At 53.5% G+C, this 20,896-nt stretch carries 26 protein-coding genes, 20 tRNA genes and 1 pseudogene; 12 read left to right on the forward strand and 35 right to left on the reverse strand.

Features of this window, described 5'->3' with window-relative positions:
* Nucleotides 1-81: 81 nt before the first annotated feature.
* Nucleotides 82-154: transfer RNA gene (locus LOC67_RS10450), tRNA-Val, on the reverse strand.
* Nucleotides 155-370: 216 nt separating this feature from the next.
* Between LOC67_RS10450 and LOC67_RS10455 the strand changes: the two genes are divergently transcribed.
* Complete coding sequence (locus LOC67_RS10455) at nt 371-721, forward strand: four helix bundle protein (RefSeq protein WP_230262538.1); 351 nt, start codon at nt 371-373, stop codon at nt 719-721.
* 122 nt (nt 722-843) lie between these two features.
* On the opposite strand, the gene LOC67_RS10460 is transcribed toward LOC67_RS10455, so the two are convergent.
* The 7 genes from LOC67_RS10460 to LOC67_RS10490 form a co-directional block, all read right to left on the reverse strand.
* Nucleotides 844-927, reverse strand: a tRNA-Leu gene (locus LOC67_RS10460).
* Between the two features lie 10 nt (nt 928-937).
* Nucleotides 938-1,016: transfer RNA gene (locus LOC67_RS10465), tRNA-Leu, on the reverse strand.
* A 107-nt stretch (nt 1,017-1,123) separates the two neighbouring features.
* Nucleotides 1,124-1,196: transfer RNA gene (locus tag LOC67_RS10470), tRNA-Asp, on the reverse strand.
* Nucleotides 1,197-1,268: 72 nt separating this feature from the next.
* Nucleotides 1,269-1,342: transfer RNA gene (locus LOC67_RS10475), tRNA-Leu, on the reverse strand.
* A gap of 16 nt (nt 1,343-1,358) precedes the next feature.
* A tRNA-Ala gene (locus LOC67_RS10480) sits at nt 1,359-1,429 on the reverse strand.
* 64 nt (nt 1,430-1,493) lie between these two features.
* Nucleotides 1,494-1,567, reverse strand: a tRNA-Leu gene (locus tag LOC67_RS10485).
* Between the two features lie 7 nt (nt 1,568-1,574).
* Nucleotides 1,575-1,646, reverse strand: a tRNA-Val gene (locus LOC67_RS10490).
* Between the two features lie 57 nt (nt 1,647-1,703).
* Here LOC67_RS10490 and LOC67_RS10495 point away from each other — a divergent pair.
* Nucleotides 1,704-2,048 carry a four helix bundle protein gene (locus LOC67_RS10495; RefSeq protein ID WP_230262539.1) on the forward strand — a complete coding sequence of 115 codons (345 nt, stop codon included), beginning with the start codon at nt 1,704-1,706 and terminating at the stop codon, nt 2,046-2,048.
* 40 nt (nt 2,049-2,088) lie between these two features.
* Here the strand turns inward: LOC67_RS10495 and LOC67_RS10500 are convergent.
* From LOC67_RS10500 to LOC67_RS10525, 6 genes are all read right to left on the reverse strand, one after another.
* A tRNA-Trp gene (locus LOC67_RS10500) sits at nt 2,089-2,159 on the reverse strand.
* Between the two features lie 102 nt (nt 2,160-2,261).
* Nucleotides 2,262-2,344 (reverse strand) — tRNA-Ser (locus LOC67_RS10505).
* Nucleotides 2,345-2,365: 21 nt separating this feature from the next.
* Nucleotides 2,366-2,440 (reverse strand) — tRNA-Glu (locus LOC67_RS10510).
* Nucleotides 2,441-2,545: 105 nt separating this feature from the next.
* A tRNA-His gene (locus LOC67_RS10515) sits at nt 2,546-2,621 on the reverse strand.
* Nucleotides 2,622-2,822: 201 nt separating this feature from the next.
* Nucleotides 2,823-2,893 (reverse strand) — tRNA-Gln (locus LOC67_RS10520).
* Nucleotides 2,894-2,954: 61 nt separating this feature from the next.
* Nucleotides 2,955-3,027, reverse strand: a tRNA-Asn gene (locus LOC67_RS10525).
* A gap of 46 nt (nt 3,028-3,073) precedes the next feature.
* Between LOC67_RS10525 and LOC67_RS10530 the strand changes: the two genes are divergently transcribed.
* Nucleotides 3,074-3,433, forward strand: coding sequence for a four helix bundle protein (locus LOC67_RS10530; protein WP_230262540.1), 360 nt, complete (start codon nt 3,074-3,076; stop codon nt 3,431-3,433).
* A 17-nt stretch (nt 3,434-3,450) separates the two neighbouring features.
* Here the strand turns inward: LOC67_RS10530 and LOC67_RS10535 are convergent.
* The 7 genes from LOC67_RS10535 to LOC67_RS10565 all read right to left on the reverse strand — a co-directional run bounded on the left by LOC67_RS10535 (nt 3,451) and on the right by LOC67_RS10565 (nt 5,187).
* Nucleotides 3,451-3,521: transfer RNA gene (locus LOC67_RS10535), tRNA-Gly, on the reverse strand.
* 107 nt (nt 3,522-3,628) lie between these two features.
* Nucleotides 3,629-3,701, reverse strand: a tRNA-Lys gene (locus tag LOC67_RS10540).
* Nucleotides 3,702-3,726: 25 nt separating this feature from the next.
* Nucleotides 3,727-3,799, reverse strand: a tRNA-Ile gene (locus tag LOC67_RS10545).
* Nucleotides 3,800-3,810: 11 nt separating this feature from the next.
* Nucleotides 3,811-3,883, reverse strand: a tRNA-Lys gene (locus LOC67_RS10550).
* Nucleotides 3,884-4,044: 161 nt separating this feature from the next.
* Nucleotides 4,045-4,117 (reverse strand) — tRNA-Pro (locus LOC67_RS10555).
* Between the two features lie 42 nt (nt 4,118-4,159).
* Nucleotides 4,160-4,231 (reverse strand) — tRNA-Phe (locus LOC67_RS10560).
* A 488-nt stretch (nt 4,232-4,719) separates the two neighbouring features.
* Complete coding sequence (locus LOC67_RS10565) at nt 4,720-5,187, reverse strand: DUF1569 domain-containing protein (RefSeq protein ID WP_230262541.1); 468 nt, start codon at nt 5,185-5,187, stop codon at nt 4,720-4,722.
* Nucleotides 5,188-5,264: 77 nt separating this feature from the next.
* Between LOC67_RS10565 and LOC67_RS10570 the strand changes: the two genes are divergently transcribed.
* The 3 genes from LOC67_RS10570 to LOC67_RS10580 all read left to right on the forward strand — a co-directional run bounded on the left by LOC67_RS10570 (nt 5,265) and on the right by LOC67_RS10580 (nt 6,705).
* Nucleotides 5,265-5,834 carry a GNAT family N-acetyltransferase gene (locus LOC67_RS10570; protein WP_230262542.1) on the forward strand — a complete coding sequence of 190 codons (570 nt, stop codon included), beginning with the start codon at nt 5,265-5,267 and terminating at the stop codon, nt 5,832-5,834.
* A complete protein-coding gene (locus LOC67_RS10575) occupies nt 5,834-6,319 on the forward strand; it encodes a GNAT family N-acetyltransferase (RefSeq protein WP_230262543.1) in 486 nt (161 codons plus the stop codon). Before LOC67_RS10570 ends, LOC67_RS10575 begins: the two co-directional genes overlap by 1 nt.
* A 68-nt stretch (nt 6,320-6,387) precedes the next feature.
* A complete protein-coding gene (locus LOC67_RS10580) occupies nt 6,388-6,705 on the forward strand; it encodes a four helix bundle protein (protein WP_261366810.1) in 318 nt (105 codons plus the stop codon).
* 35 nt (nt 6,706-6,740) lie between these two features.
* On the opposite strand, the gene LOC67_RS10585 is transcribed toward LOC67_RS10580, so the two are convergent.
* Nucleotides 6,741-7,391 (reverse strand): SOUL family heme-binding protein, encoded by a 651-nt coding sequence (locus LOC67_RS10585; protein ID WP_230262545.1) that lies wholly within the window; start codon nt 7,389-7,391, stop codon nt 6,741-6,743.
* A gap of 26 nt (nt 7,392-7,417) precedes the next feature.
* On the opposite strand from LOC67_RS10585, the gene LOC67_RS10590 reads away from it, so the two are divergent.
* The 3 genes from LOC67_RS10590 (at nt 7,418) to LOC67_RS10600 (ending at nt 10,042) form a co-directional block, all read left to right on the forward strand.
* Entirely contained in the window at nt 7,418-7,879 is a 462-nt protein-coding gene (locus LOC67_RS10590) for a TIGR03643 family protein (RefSeq protein WP_230262546.1), read from the forward strand.
* A gap of 478 nt (nt 7,880-8,357) precedes the next feature.
* The gene (locus LOC67_RS10595; RefSeq protein WP_230262626.1) at nt 8,358-9,263 is read left to right on the forward strand and encodes a DNA polymerase beta superfamily protein; all 906 of its coding nucleotides are present in this window, start codon (nt 8,358-8,360) and stop codon (nt 9,261-9,263) included.
* Nucleotides 9,260-10,042, forward strand: coding sequence for a DNA polymerase beta superfamily protein (locus LOC67_RS10600; protein ID WP_230262547.1), 783 nt, complete (start codon nt 9,260-9,262; stop codon nt 10,040-10,042). Before LOC67_RS10595 ends, LOC67_RS10600 begins: the two co-directional genes overlap by 4 nt.
* On the opposite strand, the gene LOC67_RS10605 is transcribed toward LOC67_RS10600, so the two are convergent.
* The 6 genes from LOC67_RS10605 to LOC67_RS10630 form a co-directional block, all read right to left on the reverse strand.
* Nucleotides 10,039-10,434 carry a DUF4345 family protein gene (locus LOC67_RS10605; protein ID WP_230262548.1) on the reverse strand — a complete coding sequence of 132 codons (396 nt, stop codon included), beginning with the start codon at nt 10,432-10,434 and terminating at the stop codon, nt 10,039-10,041. The genes LOC67_RS10600 and LOC67_RS10605 overlap by 4 nt on opposite strands.
* A gap of 118 nt (nt 10,435-10,552) precedes the next feature.
* Nucleotides 10,553-10,915: a low molecular weight protein tyrosine phosphatase family protein gene (locus tag LOC67_RS10610; protein ID WP_230262549.1), complete on the reverse strand. Its 363-nt coding sequence runs from the start codon at nt 10,913-10,915 to the stop codon at nt 10,553-10,555.
* Nucleotides 10,915-11,895: a methyltransferase family protein gene (locus LOC67_RS10615; RefSeq protein ID WP_230262550.1), complete on the reverse strand. Its 981-nt coding sequence runs from the start codon at nt 11,893-11,895 to the stop codon at nt 10,915-10,917. Before LOC67_RS10615 ends, LOC67_RS10610 begins: the two co-directional genes overlap by 1 nt.
* Before the next feature lie 72 nt (nt 11,896-11,967).
* Nucleotides 11,968-12,261, reverse strand: a complete 294-nt coding sequence (locus LOC67_RS10620) for a cyclic-phosphate processing receiver domain-containing protein (protein ID WP_230262551.1) — start codon at nt 12,259-12,261, stop codon at nt 11,968-11,970.
* Nucleotides 12,258-13,073 carry a metallophosphoesterase gene (locus LOC67_RS10625; RefSeq protein WP_230262552.1) on the reverse strand — a complete coding sequence of 272 codons (816 nt, stop codon included), beginning with the start codon at nt 13,071-13,073 and terminating at the stop codon, nt 12,258-12,260. Before LOC67_RS10625 ends, LOC67_RS10620 begins: the two co-directional genes overlap by 4 nt.
* Nucleotides 13,074-13,198: 125 nt before the next feature.
* Nucleotides 13,199-14,146, reverse strand: a complete 948-nt coding sequence (locus tag LOC67_RS10630) for an alpha/beta hydrolase family protein (RefSeq protein ID WP_230262553.1) — start codon at nt 14,144-14,146, stop codon at nt 13,199-13,201.
* A gap of 159 nt (nt 14,147-14,305) precedes the next feature.
* Between LOC67_RS10630 and LOC67_RS10635 the strand changes: the two genes are divergently transcribed.
* The gene (locus LOC67_RS10635; protein WP_230262554.1) at nt 14,306-14,803 is read left to right on the forward strand and encodes a zeta toxin family protein; all 498 of its coding nucleotides are present in this window, start codon (nt 14,306-14,308) and stop codon (nt 14,801-14,803) included.
* Between the two features lie 25 nt (nt 14,804-14,828).
* On the opposite strand, the gene LOC67_RS10640 is transcribed toward LOC67_RS10635, so the two are convergent.
* Nucleotides 14,829-15,956, reverse strand: a complete 1,128-nt coding sequence (locus LOC67_RS10640) for a hypothetical protein (RefSeq protein WP_230262555.1) — start codon at nt 15,954-15,956, stop codon at nt 14,829-14,831.
* A gap of 475 nt (nt 15,957-16,431) precedes the next feature.
* On the opposite strand from LOC67_RS10640, the gene LOC67_RS10645 reads away from it, so the two are divergent.
* Together LOC67_RS10645 and LOC67_RS10650 are read left to right on the forward strand one after the other, a co-directional pair.
* Entirely contained in the window at nt 16,432-17,196 is a 765-nt protein-coding gene (locus tag LOC67_RS10645; RefSeq protein ID WP_230262556.1) for a hypothetical protein, read from the forward strand.
* A 15-nt stretch (nt 17,197-17,211) separates the two neighbouring features.
* A complete protein-coding gene (locus tag LOC67_RS10650) occupies nt 17,212-17,412 on the forward strand; it encodes a hypothetical protein (RefSeq protein WP_230262557.1) in 201 nt (66 codons plus the stop codon).
* Nucleotides 17,413-17,454: 42 nt separating this feature from the next.
* Here LOC67_RS10650 and LOC67_RS27725 read toward each other — a convergent pair.
* From LOC67_RS27725 to LOC67_RS27570, 6 genes and pseudogenes are all read right to left on the reverse strand, one after another.
* Nucleotides 17,455-17,514 (reverse strand): annotated as a pseudogene (locus LOC67_RS27725) (hypothetical protein); the annotation flags it as partial.
* Between the two features lie 73 nt (nt 17,515-17,587).
* Nucleotides 17,588-18,139 carry a DUF4357 domain-containing protein gene (locus LOC67_RS10655; protein WP_230262558.1) on the reverse strand — a complete coding sequence of 184 codons (552 nt, stop codon included), beginning with the start codon at nt 18,137-18,139 and terminating at the stop codon, nt 17,588-17,590.
* Nucleotides 18,140-18,201: 62 nt separating this feature from the next.
* Nucleotides 18,202-18,495 carry a hypothetical protein gene (locus tag LOC67_RS10660; RefSeq protein ID WP_230262559.1) on the reverse strand — a complete coding sequence of 98 codons (294 nt, stop codon included), beginning with the start codon at nt 18,493-18,495 and terminating at the stop codon, nt 18,202-18,204.
* 35 nt (nt 18,496-18,530) lie between these two features.
* Nucleotides 18,531-19,199 carry a hypothetical protein gene (locus LOC67_RS10665; RefSeq protein WP_230262560.1) on the reverse strand — a complete coding sequence of 223 codons (669 nt, stop codon included), beginning with the start codon at nt 19,197-19,199 and terminating at the stop codon, nt 18,531-18,533.
* Nucleotides 19,169-20,029: a hypothetical protein gene (locus LOC67_RS10670; RefSeq protein ID WP_230262561.1), complete on the reverse strand. Its 861-nt coding sequence runs from the start codon at nt 20,027-20,029 to the stop codon at nt 19,169-19,171. Before LOC67_RS10670 ends, LOC67_RS10665 begins: the two co-directional genes overlap by 31 nt.
* Before the next feature lie 31 nt (nt 20,030-20,060).
* Nucleotides 20,061-20,894 carry a DUF3883 domain-containing protein gene (locus LOC67_RS27570; RefSeq protein WP_230262562.1) on the reverse strand — a complete coding sequence of 278 codons (834 nt, stop codon included), beginning with the start codon at nt 20,892-20,894 and terminating at the stop codon, nt 20,061-20,063.
* Between the last annotated feature and the right edge of the window lie 2 nt (nt 20,895-20,896).

Here is a 20,896-nt window from a genome sequence, read left to right on the forward strand (position 1 = left end):
GAAGTAAGAAGGGTGAAGTGTGAAATCGGTTCGCATTGCTTCCTTCAAACTTCGAACTTCCCACTTCAAACTTTCGACAGGTGATCGCGGATGGAATCGAACCATCGATCTTCTGCATGTCACGCAGACGTCTTCGCCGCTGGACCACGCGATCAAGAGAAAGGTTGAGGGCAGAAGGGGGAAGGATGAATGGAAGAGATTCATCCCTCTGCCTTCAACCTTTTACCTTTAAAAAAGTAGCGGATCCGGGGGTCGCACCCGGCGGTCCTGGCTTATGAGGCCTGGCTGAGCACTGGCCCATCCGCGGTGTGTTAGCTTGTTAGCAATTAGCCTGTTAGCGATTAGCTTTTCATTCCCTTGGGGCGAAGTCATGCGAGATCACAAGAACCTACGTGCATTTGAATTGGCCGATGAAGTTGCATTGCTCACTTACAAATTCACGCAGAACTTTCCTCGCGAAGAACAATTCGGATTAACGTCTCAAATGCGACGAGCTGCGGTTTCCGTTCCATCGAACATCGTCGAAGGATGCGGTAGGCACACGGAAGCGGAGTTTCTCCGATTTCTAGATGTTGCTTACGGATCCCTGCGAGAACTTGAGTACCAAACTTCGCTCGCGGTTCGCCTAAATTTCGGTCCGAGTCACACAGACTTCACGGACAAGCTAACCGAGGCCTCAAAGGTATTGGCGGCGTTGATTCGCTCGATCCGAAAAAGCTAATCGCTAATTCGCTAACGGCTAATCCGCTAGCTCAAGTTGCAGGTCTCGGTATCGAGCCGAGCACACCGACCTTATGACGGTCAGTTGGACACCTGTCGCACCTGCAATGATGTTTTGAAAAGTAGCCAAGGCGAGAGTCGAACTCGCACGCCGCTGTGGGCACGATCGTCTGAGAATCGCGTGTCTACCGGTTCCACCACTTGGCTGTCATGAAAGTAGCGCGGGAGGGAATCGAACCCACAGACATGTCACGGAGGTTTGAGCTCCGCCGCTTTACCGGTTTGCGTACCGCGCCAGGTTAGGTGTTTAGACCGTAGGTCGTTAGGCCATAGGGTTAAAGTGTCTGTCTGCTTGGTTCTGAACCTACAGCCTAAACCGCTACCGCCTATTCACCTCCGACAGCGTCCCCGATCGGATTTGAACCGACGACCTCTTGCGTGACAGGCAAGCGAGCACTCCGCTGCTCCACGAGGACTTTGGAAGTTTGAAGTAAGAAGGGTGAAGTGCGAAATTTCAAACTTCGAACTTCATCCTTCAAACTTCCGAATAGCTCGAGTGGGATTCGAACCCACAGCATCTCTGGTTCTAAGCCAAAGTGGTCTTCCGGTTGCCTACCGAGCCGTTTGAATCAACCAAGTGGAGCACCAGGGAATCGAACCCCGATTTTCTGCTTGCAAAACAGACGTCTTCCCGTTGGACGAGCGCCCCATGTGTTTCGTGTTTGAAGAGGACAATGCTTGATTGGTGGTTCGCCTCTTTCATAAGTTTTCAGTACCCAGAGCAGGGATCGAACCTGCAAACACTCGGGTTTAAGCCGAGTCGCTCTGCCGATTGGCGTACCTGGGCATGCAAGTAGTCCTGGATGGAATCGAACCATCGTTTCCTGTGTGTAAAACAGGCGTCGTAGCCGTTGGACCACAGGACTTTGGAAGTTTGAAGTTCGAAGGAGGAAGTTTGAATCGAAATGCGGTAACCTTTCGTTATGAAAAGTGACTTGCCTGACCGAACGTTTGCGTTTTCTGAGCGGATCGTAAAGCTGTGCCTTGCTTTGGAGAGCGATAGCAGTGTTGCTGCAACACTGATGCGGCAATTGCTCCGGTCCGGCACATCTATCGGTGCGAATGTGGAAGAAGCCCAGGCAAGCGAAAGCAAGCGTGACTTCGTTCACAAATATTCAATCGCGGCCAAAGAAGCTCGCGAGACGCACTATTGGTTGCGTTTGCTGGCCAAGACCGAGGTCATTCCACCATCTCGGCTTGAACCGCTCACGGCTGAAGCCAATGAACTGGTTGCCATACTAACTTCGATCTGCAAGAAGAACCGGTGACGACTTTCGCACTTCGAACTTCCCACTTCAAACTTCCAAGCACGTCCCCAAGGATTTGAACCCTGACTTACTGGTTTGGAATCAGCAGTGCTACCGTTACACCAAGGACGTGTTTGAAGTGGGAACGCAAGGAATCGCACCTCTCGCCGACTACCACACAATTAAAGGCAGAAGGGTTACAACCTCCCGTGTGGAAACGCTCCCAAGTTGAAGCGGAAGCCGTGGGACTCGAACCCACAACGGTTTGACCCGCAGCTGTTTTCAAGACAGTGTCCTCATCCGGCCGGGTGACTTCCGAGTATTGCGATTGCTCGCAGCGACGTGAGCGGGAATCGAACCCGCGGACTCCTGGATGAAAACCAGACGATTCTGCCAACAGAATCTACCACGCCGTTTAATTGCTTCATTTGAAGCGAGTACCGCATAGGAGTATCGATCTCCTTCCTGTTGCCTGAGAAGCAACCGACCTAGCCAGTAGTCGAATGCGGCGTTGCAAGGGTGACCAACCGGAATTGAACCGGCGACAAACTCATTCACAGTGAGTCTCTGTAAACCAGCACCAGATCTGGCCACAGTCGGGTATCGGTGAGTCGCACACTGTCCATGCGTGGTCCCAAACCACACCGCTTACTCCAAGCTATACCCGCAATTCTTTAATGAGCGCCGAGGACAGGAATCGAACCTGTGTTTGCCTGGTTCAGAGCCAGGTGCAACGACCAACAGTTGCCGCCTCGGTGTTTGGAAGTTCGAAGTCGGAAGGGTGAAGTTTGAAAGCACGGGTGGCAGGATTCGAACCTGCATACCACTGCTTCAAAGGCAGCTGGCTTACCGTTAGCCAACACCCGAGTGTTGTGCAGTCTTGCTCTTCTTCAAACTTCTAACTTCACTCTTCAAACTTCCGAAAAGCTCCGGTGGATGGGCTCGAACCATCAATCGTCTCCTTAACAGGGAGCCGCCCTACCGATTGGGCCACACCGGAATAGAATCAGTCTTCAGGTTTCAGACTTCAGGCATCAGAGGTAAGCATGCGAGACTACAGAAAACTGCGGGCGTTCGAATTGGCAGATCAACTTGCTATTGCCGTCTACAAATGCACTTCAACTTTTCCGAAAGAGGAGATGTTCGGATTGACGTCTCAACTTCGACGCGCCGCTGTCTCTGCTCCGTCGAACATCGTCGAAGGCAGTGCGAAATCGTCACAAGCCGACTACGTTCGATTTCTGGAAATCTCCTACGGATCCGTCTGCGAAGTCGAGTATCAGCTCTCACTTGCTCAACGGCTCTCTTATCTCGATGAAGACGCCGCAAATAAAGTGATCGCCATTGCCAACGAAACAGGCCGAGTACTCAACGGACTTCTTCGCTCTCTGAAGTCTGACTCCTGAATCCTGAAGTCTGACCAAGCGCCCAGTGGGAGTCGAACCCACACTTCCGCCATGGCAAGGCAGCAGGCTACCGCTACATCATGGGCGCAAAATTGCATCACAACCAAATTGTCAAAGATCTGCGGAAGTTTGAAGTTAGAAGGGTGAAGTGTGAAGATTTTCAAACTTCGAACTTCACTCTTCAAACTTCCAAAGTGGGACCGGTGAGAATCGAACTCACATCATTCGGTTTAAGAGACCGATGCATTACCTTGTCTGCCACAATCCCAAATTGTTTTGTTGTTTCGTATCAGTCGGCGTGGAAGGAATTGAACCTTCGGCCCGTGTCTTATAAGGACACCGCTCTCACCACTGAGCTACACGCCGTGGGTAGCAAGTGGGGCCGGAGAGGATCGAACTCTCACCGAACGGATTAAAAGTCCGTCATGCTGCCAGTTACACCACAACCCCAAGAATGATTTGGGGTATGCGTTTCAATCGCTGCAGCATGTTTGGTTCTCCTTTGTGTCCGTTGTCGTAAGTGGTAGCCCTGGGAATTGAACTCAGCGCAACTCGGTTATCAGCCGTGTCTGGGCAACCAGCCCTCGACTACCGTTTTGTTCCCATTCAAGTCGGACACCTGAGAGTCGAACTCAGAACCTCCTGCTCCCAAAGCAGGCGTGCTTCCATCTGCACCTGTATCCGATGTGTGTTGCCGATTCCGTCGGCGCATATCTTCCTTGTCAGTGGGCCGGGAGGCGCTCGAATCCTCGTCTGCGGTTCTTCAGACCGCCGCTAGACCGTCTCAGCTACCAGCCCATGTTGGCATGTTGGGTTCGTCCGGTACGGACACGAAAAAAGGCTCGATGTCTGCGTGACACCGAGCCTTCATGTAGAAAGCAGTTCGCTTGAAGCGAGTGTCACGTGAGCAATCGATACGGGGAATTACCGGGCAGGAACGTACTGGCTAAAGACCAATCGCTACCGCCGAAGGTATTCCCTTCGTGTATCCGTTCGAGTTGATTTGATTGCTGCTTGGTAAACATCAGAAAGCTCGACTCGCTTCTCTGGGTGTGACTTTTGTGTTCCGGCTTGGCCGGTTCTGGGGTAATAGACGCTATCGGATCCGAATGGTTCGCGAAAAAACTCGCTTTCGGAAAACTAACGTAGTGGACGAGGCGACGAGTCCCTCCATTGAAAGTCAAGCAGGGATTCGTCGCCTCATCCACTACTTGTCTCGCATGAAAGTCAAACGATTCGTCCATGCTTTTGTACTCGCACCTTACGAGATTTTCTCTGGCGACCAATTAAGCAGACTGATCGTGTGCTCGAAGATGTCGGAGATGGTGAGCAGCATGAGCTGTGTGGATTTCGAGAATCTTCTCGCGTGGCAATCGGCCGAATCCTGGATGCGGCGCGAAGTTGCCGGAGTGATTCAGCAGTCGTGTAACACTGGTGGCGAATGCGTCCACCTCGGTTGTATCTTCCAAATCATCCGGCGGAACGAACAACGGAGCCGTTCGTATCCCACGAGGAGAATCACCGCTCAGCACCTTGGGCAACAGCAGTCGTCGCACCAAAGGTCGCAATGGCGCAAACAGTGACATCCAATTCGGATAGCCATCGACGCTGGGATCTTGAACCAAAACCAGGTGCCGACAGATCTGCCCGAGTGACCAGTTTCCATGCCGGACATAGCCGCTAGCCAACAATTGCCGAGCGTCATCAACGGCGGCTTCGAGATTGTTGAACTGCAATTGACGGAGGTCACTCATATGTCTGCGGCATCTCGGTAGAATCTGAATCTTTGGAAGCACATTATGGGCGACACGCCTGAAGATTGACACCAGCGATGAAAACCGACGCCACTCAAGTCCGACCGGCCCGCAGCGATGATCGTGATCGCATCCTTGCGGTGCACCTTGATGCATTCGGCGGGGACGAAGGTCCTGTGATAGTGAGCTTGCTACAAGAGATGCTCGACGATCCGACGGCAGAGCCGATGCATTCATTCGTTGCCGAGTCAAATGACAAGATTGTCGGTCACGTGCTTTTTACGTCTGTCACGATCGAGTCGGCCAGCGGCTCTGCCGATGGTGTGACAGCCCAAATTCTGGCGCCTTTGGCTGTGCCCAGCGAGCTGCATGGCAAAGGTATCGGCACGCATCTCGTCAAAGAGGCGTTGCAACAACTTGCCGCAGTCGGCGTGCAACTCGTTTTTGTGCTCGGTTATCCAGGCTACTATTCTCGATTTGGTTTTGTGCCCGCCGGTGCTCGCGGTTTGCAAGCTCCTTACCCAATACCTGAGAAGAACGCAGACGCTTGGATGGTTCTTGAGCTGGAAACTGATGCGGCCAAGTCGTTCGACGGCACGGTCAAGTGCTGCGAAGCATTGAGCCACCAAAAATACTGGGTCGAGTGATGGGCGGTGCTGCATCACTACAGCTTAGACCGTTCAGACCACAGGACGCAGAAACGTGCTTGGCATTGTTTAGGGATTGCGTCCATCGTGTTAACTCACGTGACTACACGCCCGACCAGATTGTGGCGTGGGCTTCACGAACGGTTGATCTTGAAACATGGCGTGCACGGTTCCATGATCGTTTCGCTTACGTTGCAATCGAAGATGGTTGTATCGTTGGCTTCACCGATATGACACGAGAAGGACATCTCGATCGCTTGTTTGTATCCGCCGACCATCAGGGCCGCGGTATCGCTGGTGGACTTGTTAGAAGACTTCTGAAAGACGCGATCGATCATTCAATCGAAAAGATCACGACGGATGCCAGTATCACCGCAAAACCATTCTTCGAGCGAATGGGCTTTGGCGTCGTTCGCGAGCAGTCCGTCGAGTGCCGCGGAGTGTGGATGACCAACTATCGAATGCAGCGGAAGTTGGAAGGATGAAGGCAGAGGGATGAGTAAGATTGAATGAACAACGGAACGATCTTTCAGAGTGAACCCGTGAGTTTGCGTTGCGTGTGATTCGGTTGTATTCGGCGTTGCCGAAGTCAACCGAAGCTCAGGTGATCGGCAAGCAAGTTCTACGAAGTGGGACATCGGTTGGATCGCATTACCGCGAAGCCACACGTGCCCGGTCAACCGCTGAATTCACGAGCAAGATTGGAGGCGGTCTGCAAGAACTGGAAGAAACGGTTTATTGGTTCGAGCTACTTGTTCATTCAGAGATTGTTCCCGAAGCACGACTTGAGCCGCTAATGAACGAGGCCAATGAATTGACCGCCATTCTGGTCACCTGCATCAAAAATGCCAAACGGAAGGCAGAAGGTTGAAGGCAAAAGGCTGAGGGATGAATTTGGTCGATTGTTCAGCCTTCATCCTTCTTCCTTTTGCCTTTCACTTTGCCCTCTTCCTTCAGCCTTACAAGTATCTCGTTCCGGCGGAGTGTTGCTGGAGTGAACGGCGGATCGTAACCAGCCGCCTCGGCCGACTCCTCTCCTTCCAAGCCTTGACTCTTCATCCATTCTCGCAGCTCGGTTTCTTTCTCTTTGGCGAGCCTGGAATCGAGCTTGCCGGGGAAGCGAACCACGGCGAACCGGCCGCCCTTTCGCTCTCGCAGTTTCACGCCTTCACCCTTCGGATCCGGAGCTCCCTTTGTCGCGACTTCTTTGGGCATGACAAACCCCATCGAGACATCCGACTTGCCGATTTCGCCTTCCATGAAAACCGGCGTCGTCATCGCGATCTTCTGCTCGGCTTCGTTGGCTCCACTGATGTACTGGAACAGTCGCATGAAGCTGCCGTCCCGACCTTGAGAGTCCATCTTAGAATCGGTCGCGACCAACATCAGGTCCGGGTATTCGCGGACTTCAAAACTGCCGTCGTTCTCGATCACTTTGTATTCGGCTGACTCGTACCCCGCTCGAGTGCTGATCGCCAGGGCGAACGTGCCGACCAGAGCGACTCCGAGGAATCCCGCGATATAGATTGCCTTTCGATAGATTTCTATACGTTTCATCCGTCCCAACTCCCAAGTGTTGCTGAATGTCTTTCCAGGGTAGTGGACGAGGCGACGAGTCCTTGCGGGTTACCGGCGGCATGGGGATTCGTCGCCTCATCCACTACGGGTACTGTAGGCACTCGGCTAGCAACGCCCATGCTGCCATTGACTACTGCCAATCCTGCCCTGGAGCAAATCATTTGGAGTCCGGAGTCTTGGGAGAAACATTGATGGGCGAACGCCAATCCGAACTATCGAGGGGCGAGATCGATCGTGTCATCATGATGGCCTGGGAAGATCGCACCAGCTTTGACGCCATCCAGGACCAGTTCGGCCTGTCCCCGGGCGACGTCATTAAGTTGATGCGTCGAGAGATGAAGCCAAGTTCCTTCAAGCTCTGGCGAAAGCGAACCCACGGCCGAGTGACCAAGCACGAGGCCAAATTCGCAAAAACCGTGAACGGCGACGAATTCCGGCGGTTCCGAGCGTCGTCTCAGCGAGGGTAGTGGAAAGCAGGGGGGTGAAGGCAGAAGGACGAAAGGTTGCCACCAATATTCATCCCTCACCCTTCTACCTTCATCCTTTCAATGGTGTCACTGACTGGTGCAGCTTCCATCACCGGTCGATCCTTCCAGTTCATCCGGTACCGGGTGAACGACCGGGTACGGCGGCATGCCGGGGTAGTACTCACCGGGGTGGCCGGGAGGCAGGTTGTCGGGGGCGGAGTAGCCAGGCGGCACGTGATAAGGATGGTCGGGCGGCAGTCGCGGCCAGGTGTGGATTGGCGGCGGGGCTTCGATCACGACGGGTTCTTCTGGCTCCGGCGGCCACGGCCAATCCAGCTAAAATCTGTCTCTATCGTGTCGTCCAATCAGTTTTGTTGGTCAAGACTTTATTGAAATCGATTTCAACGGAAACACTTCGGTGACGGAATATTCGCTTATCTACAGTGTCGGCACGCAGGTGGTCGCTCAGAAAGAAGTCATGGCGACGGGCGGCCGCATTGCGCACCCGGCGGGCGCTGTCGGTGTGATCGTCCGATCGCCAATCGATCGCACGCACGCCTACCGCGTGAAGTTCAGTGACGGTTTCGAGGCCCCGATCCATCACGACCAACTCGTTCGGCTGGCGGAGTTCATTGGAAAGGCTGAAGGAGGAAGGGTGAAGGCGGAATATGGAAATACAATTCATCCTTCTGCCCTCAACCCTCATCCTTTATGGGATCGCGTGATCTATCGCTGCGTGATTGGATCGCGAGCGTACGGGCTGGAAGACGAAGCGTCGGATACCGATCGCCGTGGAATCTACCTACCGGCAGCTGAACTGCATTGGTCGCTCTTCGGGGTTCCGGAGCAACTAGAGAACGATGAGACGCAAGAGGTTTACTGGGAACTGCAGAAGTTCATAGTGCTCGCACTGAAGGCGAACCCAAATGTGCTCGAGTGCCTCTATTCCCCAATCGTTGAGTCGGCGACTCCGCTGGGTGAAGAACTGCTCGAGATGCGATCTGCATTCCTCTCGAAGCTCATCTTCCAGACGTTCTCCGGATACGTGGCATCACAATTCAAGAAGATGCAAACCGACATCCGCAATCAGGGGCGAGTGAAGTGGAAGCACGTGATGCACTTGATTCGGTTGCTGCTGTCTGGAACCCACGTGTTGCGTTCGGGTGAGATGATGGTGGACGTCGGCCAGTATCGTGACCAATTGTTGACGATCAAACGAGGTGAAATGCCGTTCGCCGAAGCAGACTCGTGGCGGAAGGATCTGCAAAGTGATTTTGAGTCTGCGTTCAAAACAACCAAGCTCCCGGAGCGTCCCGACTACGAGCGTGCCAACGCATTTCTGGTCGACGCACGCCGGCGAGCGATGCAGGAGTCATTGCCATGACCGACGCCAGCACGATTGACCACGCGAAGATGATGCAGCACGTCGAGTCGCATCCGTACCCGCTGCTTTTCGCGACCATCAGTGGAGCCCATCTCTATGGTTTCCCTTCACCCGATTCTGACTTCGATCTCCGTGGCGTTCATATGCTGCCGCTGGAGACCGTTGTCGGACTCGGCAGTAACACTGGAGGCAGTGGCGATCAGACTGTTGAGAAAGAGGGTATCTACGACGGCCTCGAAATCGATCTGGTCACGCACGACGTGGAAAAGTTCTTCCGGTTGATGCTGAAGCGGAACGGGTACGTGCTTGAGCAAATCTTCTCGCCGCTGGTGGTTTACAGCACTCCCGAGCACGAGGAGCTCAAGTCGATCGCCAAAAACTGCATCACGCGTCACCACGCACATCACTACCTCGGATTTGCCGCGACCCAGTGGAAGCTCTTTGCCAAGGAGTCACCTCCGCGCGTCAAGCCGCTGCTGTACGTCTATCGCGTACTGCTGACGGGGATCCACCTGATGCGCACCGGCGAGGTGGAAGCCAACCTGATCGCGCTGAACGAGTCGGCGAAGCTCTCGTACATCGACGAGCTCGTGGACCGCAAGCGTTGCGGACCCGAGAAAGGAACGCTTCAAGCTGCCGATCTGGATTTCCACACCCGAGAATACCAGCGACTTACCAACGAACTCGAGGCGGCCTACGAAGCCAGCAAGCTTCCCGAGATGCCATCGGCTCGTGATGAACTAAATGCTCTGCTCGTGCGTTTGCGGCTGTGCGGCTAATTGGTGTCGCCTTGCGGTTTCGGAATCATGAGACACCCGGCCAAGCAAAATGCTGCGCCGACAAGTTCCAGGGTTGCGAAGCCAAGGTGCAACGTCGAGTAGCCATCGAAGACTAAGCCGGCAATTCGGCCACAAGCTGATCCGAACAGTGGCAATCCTCCAACTAAGAGCGAAGCAAACAACTCTCCACGCCACCAAAGTAGGATCATTGCCGTCGCGATAGCAAACTCGACTCCGCCGTAGAACGCACGCACTTCCGTCAGCATCTGTGGCGATGAAGCCTCAACACCGAACGCGGGCAGCAACGCATCTGGATTGGTGCCCAACCAAACCGCAAACGCTGCCCATGTGATCGCGGTTACGAAAACGATTGCAGTTGGTGTTTTTGACATGCTCACCTCTTATCACCAACACCGTTGTAAAGCGATGAGCATTCATCGGTGCGTGGAGTTTCATTTCGCTTCAGGATGGAAATAACCGACCGGCACCCAGAAATTGCAAATCGATCAATCACAAACCACGAGACGGTTTTGACTTAAAGGAATCAATGATTGGTTCAGAAGCGACGCGGATCAATTCTACCAACTCCGGGTCCATGAACTGGTAGTCGTCGGGTATATGCAAGACTTCGATGGGCAGGAACCCGGTCTCGCCGGGATAGTCTGCGAGCAACCGATGGCGATGCTTGTCTTCCATCACCAAGACAAGGTCTGCCCAGGCTAGATCGATATCCTGAAGCGTCTGCCTCGCGGACTTTGCCGTGCCTCGAGATCGAACCGACACTCGCGGATCGTCCAGATAGACAGCTTCGGCCGTCGGACTCCGCCACTGATTCTTACTGCAAACGAACAAAACGTTGATTCGATTGGCCATCAGAAGCTGTCCGTTTGTTTCGCGTCATTATTGGCATCAGGCAATTCCGAACCTTCAAATTCTTGTTGAACAGTCCATCCTATTGTTGGAACCCAAACTCGAACGCGGCTTCGGTATCGCTCGTAATCGGAGCCGAACCTCTTCAGCAAGTCCTGCTCTTCCACGGGACGCACGAAAACATGCCACGCAACGATGCCAGTCAATGAATAAATAAGGACCGGAACACTGCCGAGCAGCCAACCCACTGCAATACCCTGGAGGATGCCCGCAACGGCCATCGGATTCCGAGCGAATCGGTAAGGTCCGGCAACCACCAACTGCGGCGCGGTCGCGGTCGGCAGCGGTGTTCCACCGCCTAGCGTCACCATCGAGATACCACTCCATAGGCCGAGACAGGACGCCAGCAGGAATAGACCAATCGACGCCTGCGTCTGGAACGAATGTTCAAACAGGTTCCAGTTGATCGCCTCCTGAAGCTCAACGATTCCCTTGGGCAGAATCCAGAGGAACGTTCCCCAAAAAATCACAATCTGCCCGAGGGTCGACAGCAATGAACCAAAACGATTCATTGACGTCACTCGAAATGCCGCGGGAGCATCGCCTTGCTTGCCCTGAATCGTAGCCATCGCAAGAGAGAGTCCCGCCATGCAGACCATCATCGCTGAAGCAATCCACGCTTCACCCGTTCTTATGCTCGTGGCGATGCATACCAAAGTAGGATACCAACAAATTGCGGCAACACTCCAAACCGCTGTCGATGCCCATTTGTGCTGGTGCCAGACGCTGAAGGCGGCGATACATGAACCGCCTACGATCAGAGTGAAATCTGCGAGCCAAAAGGAGAGCAACGCATCGTCTGGCCAACCCTGCGGATGAAACCATCCGATGCTTTGTGGATGTAGCATCAACAGTGCCCACCAAGCCACGACTCCAATCGCTTGCAAAGCAAAATAGCCCGAAACGATTTGTCGTGGGTTCATGGGCATCAAGGAGTTTCGCAGATTAAATCGGTTTAATGATACCTCTTATTAGCAATGACTTGTCACCTGCCGCTACAGATTTGAGAGTCGCTCGATTGAAGAGATTCCCAATTCCATTTTTTGGCGAGCAGAAATGTTGGCGGAGTGAACTTTGATCTTGGGCGGTACGAAGTTGTTCGTCGCAACCTGCTCTTCGATCCATTTGACCACGTCGTAGCCGGTGCCGCGGTTGTCGTCTCCCAGATCGTGGTCGAGGCTGATCTCGGTTACCTGACCTGTTTGCAATAATTCGATTGCTTCATCCGGCCAATAAACCCGAGTCCAACCTTCCGGCGTTTCTCGGTCATCGTCGAGATAGACTTTCATGATTTTTCACTTGTGAGAATGACGACTCTCGCATCGACATTAAGAACCTGAGTCCCGTTTGGGAGTTCTGCGAGAGGTTTGTTCCAATGGGCGTGCCCTCGAACAATGAGCGTCGGATCCGAACGCTCGATCGCTTCTCGCATTCTAGGCGAACCTCGGAAACCGAACTCGGGTACGTCCGGTCCATCGTGCATGACCACAATCGCCGGTGGATCGCATAGCAGTCCGTCCAATGCTTCAATGAAGTCATCTTCTGTGCGACGCCATGGGCGTCTTGGATTGCCCGGGATGCCGCTCAGCCCAGCGATTGGCAGTTCATCAATGGTGACTTTGTCGTTGTCGAGAAAATGAACTGGGTCGGTAAATCGGGGACGAGTTGCCGCGTCGCCGAACAGGTCGTGGTTGCCGGCGACGCCAACGATCCAATCGAACTGGTCGGCAAACGACTGCCAGACGGAGGTTACGTCACCGGATCTGCCACGCTTGTCGAGTGCGGGAACGGTATAGAAGTCGCCGGCCAGTAGCAACCCAATCCTCCCATTGGCGAGGCCGAGATTTGGAATGATCTCATGGGCAAGGATTGCCGGCAGTACTTCACCGAGCAGACGAAGTGGTTTGCCACCAGCCGATTCGAAAGTCTCGCGTCCTTGCAGATCAGCTGTGGCAATGATCGCTGACATTCCCTCCGGTAGCGCATCCACAAAACCACGGTGCACCGGCAGCGAGTCTCTGTAGAAACCGCCCGGCCCTCGGCCAGCATTCAGGAATGGAATCTCCCGAATCAGTTCGGGTTGAATTGATGTAATCCTCATGCCGGCCATGACACACGGACGAACCGAATGGTTCAACCTGCATCGCTGGTGACTGCTTCAGTATGCGTATGGGCAGTAAGCACGGTCCGCTTGGGCAAGTTTTCCCCTACTGCGTACCGCCATTCTCACTTCATGTACCGATCAAAAAACGGGAGGATTTTCTCGGGGTGCCTGCCAAAGTAGTTGTAGCCGTCTTTGAATCGTTTCTTCGTGTTTTCGATCCACAGCAATTCCTTCTCCTTGCTTCCCAGCAAGTCGAAAGTCTTCTGTGCATCCTCAGGATTTCTGGTCCACTCGTCCTCCAGCACCTGCAACATCAGGACTGGCATCGTCACGCTGGGAGCCCAGTGGTGCGGTGTCATTTCCGCGGCGACGAATCCGCCCATCTTCAAGAGCTCAAGATCGATGAGTTCCTGGTAGTGCTGAATGCCTTGAAGTTCGGAGAAGGCGTCGTAGATCGCAGCCATCGAAACGACCATGGGGCTGCACATGCAGAGGACGTTTTCAAAAAGCTCTGGGTGCCGATGAATCGCATGGTATTGAGAATTGCCACCCATGCACTGACTGTAGAGGCCGACTTTCATCTTGGAGAGCGTCGGATGGTTGTCGACGTATCGCTTCACGCCGACACAATCACGCCACTCCCAACAACCGATGCCGCTGAGTCCGCCGTTGGCAGCGGCGCTGTTTCCATGGTTACGAATGTCATAGGTCAGTACGTTGTAGCCGGCGTCGGTTAGATGCTTGTACTGAATCACAAAATCAATCTCGACGGCGTCGTAACCGCTCCAAGGTTCGCCGAAATGGCCGGGGAATCCGGAGCGGCACATCGGCAATGCGTGATTGAAAATGATGAGCTTGTCACTCTCTCCGCCTTTGGCCGGGATGTACCAGCCTTCCAGTGGCGTGCCATCCTCGGAAGCGATCACAACATCGGACCAACCGGTCATGCCGTAGTCATCGGGCGTTTTGTGAATGAAGCTACGAAGCGGTTTGACAATCGCAGCCAATCCCTTGACCTTGGCGTGATCCTCCTCGGAGATCGTCTCAAGTTGCTCCACGGCCTTCTTCATTCGGTCTTCCGGCATACGTCCCATATTGAAAGCTTCCTGTCATCTAGTTTGCTGAATGTTGTCGCCGGCCTTCGCACCGAAGCCAATGGCAGGACTTCATTTATAACATGTCTCGTGTTTTAGTATCTCTTTCGGCCAAGTCTTGAAGGTGGCTGCAAGTTGGTTACGTCGTTTACTTCAGAACACGATGAGCTCGACGCTGTTCTCAGAATCGCGGGTGAACTGGAAATTCCGGCCTGCGATGCAGCCGAAGTCGCTGCCGCCATTCGATCTTCTCTTGTAAATCAGCGAGAGAGTTTTATTTTTGAAACAGTGCTCTCGGACCCTGTTGGTGACAAAGTCGACGCACTCGCCGGGTATGCCGACCTTGGATACTCCGTGGTGCTTTTCTTCATCCGCATGGCCGAAGTCAGTCAGTCGATCGGCCGCGTCGCACTGCGAGTCGCCAGGGGCGGACATGATATCCCCGACGAAAAGCTCCGGTCTCGTTTGGAGCGAACGAAGGTAAACCTTGAGCGGGCGATCAACCGGCTGCCGCACGTTTTCGTCTACGACAACAGGGATCTTCGCCAGCCCTATCGGTTGGTTGAAGTCTACAAGGATGGGAAACGAGTTGGCTTACCAATGAAGGATTACGAATCCGAGGAATCGACTTGATCACGATTCTCTTCTGCACTTGGATTCATTTGTAGTTCACGCCTTCATCTTTGAAGGCTCGTTTGACGTGATGAAGTGTGGGATGCTTCTTGACGATTTTCTTGGCCGCGTTGTTCGCAAGCCGTTCGCCTTTCTCACCACCAATCGCGTCTCGGAGTTCAGACAGCAACTTTGCTGCTTGACGATAACTGGTTGTTGACCGCTCTTGGATCAGCTTTCCCGCTTCCGAAATCGCTGCAGATGGATCCTCTCGAAGCTTCGCAAGGCGATTGTTCAGTTTGCGTTGCTCAGCGGCCAGATCTCGCTTCTCCCGTTGATCAGCTTTCGCTGTAGCTTGTTCTGCAAGCTCGGCAAGCGTTCGAGTGCCCTCCGTTGTTGGCCAGGTCTCCATACCGGCAGCGTTTCTGATAGCGGCCAACGACTCGGCTCGAACAGCGACTGCATCTCCTTCAAGGACTCGCCGCATAAGCTTTTGGAGATCGCCACGTGATTGCTCGCTCAGCCACGCGTCGAAACTTGCTTCTTCGTCAATAGGGCGGCTGGGACCATCTGAAGACTGGGTGCTGGCCGCGGCAAGTAAATCACGATCAACTTGATAGAAGTCGGCGAACTCAGCGAGCTCAGGCGGTAAGCTTTTCAGTCCGGCAGGTACGGGTGGTTCGAGGTCATCATCATCCCAGTTGAAAGCAAGCCATCCGAGATAGAACGCCCGAATATCGCCCGCCATCAAGGCTTCGCGAATTTTTGGAAGCTGCTCTTTCAGACGTTCGAAAGCGAAGTACGGACTGTCGTAGAAGTCTGAATCGGCATCAGCCTGGATTGACAGCACGCCTCCTTTTCCGCGTTTGTCTTTTGTCCATTCAATACAGTACTCCATCGCGTACGCGTCGAACTGTTTTTCATTGATCGGCAATCCAAATGGCAGCCGGAACATCAGCGTGCGAATCCCGAAGTTTGCGTAGTGCAGGTGCACGTCGTACCCACGCCGCATCATCTCGAGTTCGTTGCCGCGGAAGTCGCTGTAGTGGTACTCGATTTCGAAGCTCCAACGCGTGACCTCTGCCCGCGTCGACTGGGCCTGCATGTACGCGAGTTGTTTGTCATTGAGTGGCTGATCCACCGCGGCGAAGTGGATGTATTGATACTCGCTCATGTTTCGTGTCTCGTTTGCAACGCGGAGGTTCAATCGATTGCAATGTGACGTGCATCACTTCACGATTCAAGGTGAATTGATTTTTTGAACGCTTTCCATCGGCAGGAACAGACGGGACTTCATCTTTGGTAGCGGCACACCTCCTTTGGTTCTTGCGATGGGACCTCTCCGAGTGTAACCCTCAGCGTGTGACCTTTCGCAGGCTCACTCCCTTGTAAACCCTGACCCGAAAATAGTTTGCAAAACCAGAAACCTTTTCCGCCGATTGAAGCCGAGTTCAGGGTTGCTGATTTCGCGAGCTTGGTCGGGGTACAATTTGAGCATAAATTCAAAAGTGACTCCCTCAATCAGACTACTGAAAGCCGACGCGCATTCGAGAAACATCCCGCTAGGTCGATACATCTCGATGGTGATGCTAAAAGCGATCGCGGCATCATTCGCATAAAGACCAACACCAACTTTCTGCAAGCTAACCATGAAAACTGAGAAATACATCCGGCCAAAGAACGACCAACCATTGTCGCCGACTGATAAGAACGAGCTGTTGGAAAAATACTTTGCCCACTACGAACGCATCGCTCGGCAGGATCCACAGTTGCTCAATATGAAGCTTCCACGTGGGACCTTTGAAGACCTGCTTAACAAGGTGGGCGCAACGCTGTTGGAAGAGTCAAAGCAACTTGCAAATTCACCGGGGCAGATGCGTGATTTCCTCGATACCACCGAACTACCGGAGTTTCTTGGTCAACGACTATCGACCGAGTTCCGATCTTTTTGCCTTGCATTGAACGCATTAAAACAATGGGTCAGCGCCGAGTCAGCGGCGACGGACAGATTTCTGCTTGGTGGAACTGCCAGGACGCAATGTCGGAAGCTCGCAGACCACTGCTTGGTCACCGGCGACAAGCTCGAAGATTCGGTCATCGAGTTGCACCATCCTGTCCGAGACGGGCGTCCACCGATCCCGCTTTCGAAGGCGGGGCACGATCAGATTGAGTTCACGACGGCAAGCTCAGACGACCCGATCGACATCGAATTGAGAGAGATCAAACGTCAAGGCAACCGTTCGTGGGTTATGCTGCGCAAAGGATGCATGGCATTGATTGGTGAGGATGTAACTGACACGACCGCCGCGGTGCTCGCCTCTTCCAAGACCTTCGCAAGAAAAGCCAACCAAGCCACCGGCCTTACCTACGATGCCCTCCTTGATTGGCTCGACGAAAGAGACCTCGGGAATTGAACACGGTTCTAATGCATGAATTTTTTCAACGTGTCACCCGAGAAATCGATGTTTGCGGTGCCACCGACAGTGACGTCGATCGGGCCACAGTTGTTCATTGATAGGCAATCGGAGTATCTTGCCGGTGTATCCAGCCAAAGTAGTTTGATCCGGACACGACTCTGCGAACTCGCCTACGGCAACGAGTACACGGTAGTCATCATCGATCGACCATAGTCCGCGATCAAAGAGCCAATGAGCATTCTTGCTCAAAGCAAGACCATTCCGCGGATCATTGTTCCGTGAGTCGGCAAACTGATGGATGTGTGCCGCATCCACAATCGACCCACCATCGAGCCTTGTTCAGTTTTGCGATGCGATCCAGCCAGGCTGTGTGATCCACGATTTCCCATCACTCCGAATCCGATTCAGGCGGCAACTGTGTCTGGTGCCAATCTGCGTACGTCTGCTTGGTTTGGGCGACCTTCCACGCGGCACGGCCATTGGTGTTCCCAGCGGCGACAATCGCAGCACCGGCACTCGGGCTGCTGAGGTAAACATCTTCGGCAAACAGGAGCAATCCCTTGTCAGGGATCTCGACCAGCTTCTTGTTGTCGACGAGCTGTTGTCGAAGTTCCCGGTAGCTCGTCCAGCTTGCACGAGGTTCCAGCGTTGCTGTCGATCCTTTCAAGACGATGAATTCTCCATCGATCTCACGTGCCTTCGCCGTGGCATCGCCAGACGAAAACTCGAAAACTGGAGAGGTGTCCGTCGCCCCGGTGGCCGCGTTCATTTGATCGCCCACCGACGGTTTGGGTTTGAGGAATGAAAACCCAAGTACCGGCAGGACGAGTTCGATGTGCTGCAAGAATCCCTCCATGTCTGCGACATCAGCTTCCGGCATCGGAGGCAATGGTGGAGCGGTACCATTGTGGATCTTTGCTCGGCCTGCAGCGTATCCCATTGAGATCAAGCGGCTCTCCAGGTACCTCACATGAGCCTTGGTCAAATTCAGATCCTTGCTGATCACCGCGACACAGCGCGTCCAAAACTCTTTGCGCTCGTCCTTGTCGTGAGACCCAGTCGCTTGAAGACACTATCGCCTTCGCCGATGTAGACGATCTCGCCAGATGGGTTTTCCGGATCCGGTCCCGCCAGAATGTAAACCCCGGTGCGAACGATCTCCTCTCGCTTGGCCAAGTCAGCAAGCTTGGTACGGGGCGCGACCAGTAGCTTGCCAGACCAGTTCATGACTTCAGCTGTGAGCAGCCCTGATTCTTCACCGTCCACTAAGAAAATGCGTATCGATCGTCCAGCCATGTTCTTTTTAAAATCTTATCCGGTTTCCAATCTAATCAGGGGCGGTGGCGGAGAGTTTCATTTGGGTGAAACTTTGTAACTTCCCTCACGCTCGTCCTGTGACACTCAGCGTCAGGTTCTGTTGACGGCTCTCCATTGGTAACCAAGCAGTTGCCGTCAAGCGACGTCAGTGAGTTCAGCATGAGACCAGTGGTACCCGCGCCTCTCAGCTTGAACAGCTCGACCCAGCGTACAAACTCAGAAAACTCGTGCTTGCTGATTCGGTGACTCGAGTTACTTCGGTATTTTGCGTCAAATATCTGAAGCACATCATCCGGGCCTGGCGTGTCTCCTGCAGCAGCCGTTTGAATCGAGACATCGATTGCGTGCTGCGCACCGTGGATATCGCCTGCACGAGTTCCAGCGCAGATCTGGAATAGCAGTTTACCCGAAGAGGCATCTTTGACGATGAATTTCGGCCAGCCGGCTTTATTTGATGCCGCTTGTGGAAACGTGTGCTCGTTCGGATGTATTCCTTTCACATATTCAACGGTGTAGTTCGCTTGAAGGTCATCGCAGAGCCGAAAGAGAAGATACATCTCCAGCAGGAAACTGTTTGCCATGTCGAGCGGTGTCTTCGTTGACCAGAGAGCCGCTTTTGTTAGACTCGCACCCGCATTCTTCACCTCACGCATTAAATCTGAATCTGATGGATAGTTGGCCATGGTGTTGCTCGAAATATGATCTCAAAAATTCGTTCTGTCTCACTGTTGCGTTCAATTCTGCCATCAATGCGTGTGAACAAGGGCGGCTGGCCGGACTCGGAAACCTTGAGTGAATTATCCGTGTCGTCATTGGACACTGCTTCATAGAAGGCAGCGAGTTCATGCCGCATCATCGATATCGAACCGCTCATGTTCGTATCGGCGATTGCAACTCGAAGTTCCTGGTAGTCCACTCCCGTTTCGCCTAGATTCGTCGCCAATCGAGCGATCTCGTCCGCGTAGTAGTGGGCGTCGACATACTCGCTGAGCATAGAATCCCGCAACAACCGCCAAAGCACCGAGTAGTTCGCACGACGGAGAAGAACGCCTGCGTCGCTTTCGGCGACACGCTGGACGAATACCAAAAGACGCTCGACTGGCAGGCTATTCACAAACGTGCCAAAACCGGTGCGGGACCAAAAGATTCGGCCAGTTATGATCGTTTCAAAGTCGTTGTCGGTTAGTTTGACGATGCGATTGCGAAAGTGGAACTGTGGTGTCGCGAACCTGGTTATCCTTTCGAGCGAGTACGTGAAATCTGAAAGCACTCGCGCTGGCTCCAAGTCGTCGCCAACGGCGAGTGCCACCTGCGATACTTCTTCTCGTCCAGTGTCCTTGTTCGTCGAACGCGACACCTGGTCGACAGCACCTCGGCGAACAAAGTGGATGTCGCGGTCCCCACGTTTGAAGAACACGACCGTGTCCCTCTCACGCATGTTTGGAATTCTGCCTTCCACATTGGTGAGCGAGCCGTTCGCAATGCTGGCATCATGAATCGCCCAGCTTGTCATTGTGAGACTTCAATCACTTTTTTTGCCTCGCCTAGCTCCGAAGTACTGCTCGATATTGAAGGGGCTGAATGTCAAACTTTGATATCAGTTGCTGGCCAGAGTATTTCTTCTGGGTTGGTTTCGTGAGCGCGTTGGTAACGACGAATAGAACAAACCGGGGATCCGTCTTCGCTTTGTTCAATTCATTGGCGGTAATGATGAATTGCTCGTCTGGTCCGGTAGTTCCCTTCACCTCCACGCATTCGAACTTATCGCCCTTGGTGCAATGAAGGTCGTAACCGACTTTCTCTCGCTCTACAGACTTCACCTGCCATTCTGCTGCTTCATACGCCTTGGTCACAGCACTCACAGCAGCGACTTCAACTCTTTTGCGTTCTTCCGGCGCCGTTTGAAAGAAGCCGCCAGAAGATTGCTTGATTGCCTTCTTGCTTAGAAGAGACCTTGAATTCACCGATCGAAAACGCCGGTTCAAGTAATCCACTGTGGACGCATCAAGAATCCGTCCCATGATTTGGCGATACGGAATTTGGTAACCGGTCGACGCAGTGATCTCTGCGACAGTAATTGGTTTGTCCTCAGGCAGTACTTGAAGATTGTCAACTGGACGACGATATTCCCCGACGGCTCCAAACACTGACTGACTTGGCGAGGAGTAGGAATCAACCGCTTCCGCTCGGGCAATGATTCCGAAACCGGCTCGGAAATAGAAGACTATGTCCCCTGGGTTGGGCCGGTTTAACGTCACTTCGGCTCCGAGGCCTTTGCAATGTCCCCATGCCGCGACAACTTGCTGCTTCAGCATGACCGCATGCTTGCCTTCGCCCTCCGGTTCCGTTTCATCAGTGTTGTAAAGCCAGTACTCCACCT

Source organism: Stieleria sp. JC731 (assembly GCF_020966635.1).
Taxonomy (GTDB): Bacteria; Planctomycetota; Planctomycetia; order Pirellulales; family Pirellulaceae; genus Stieleria.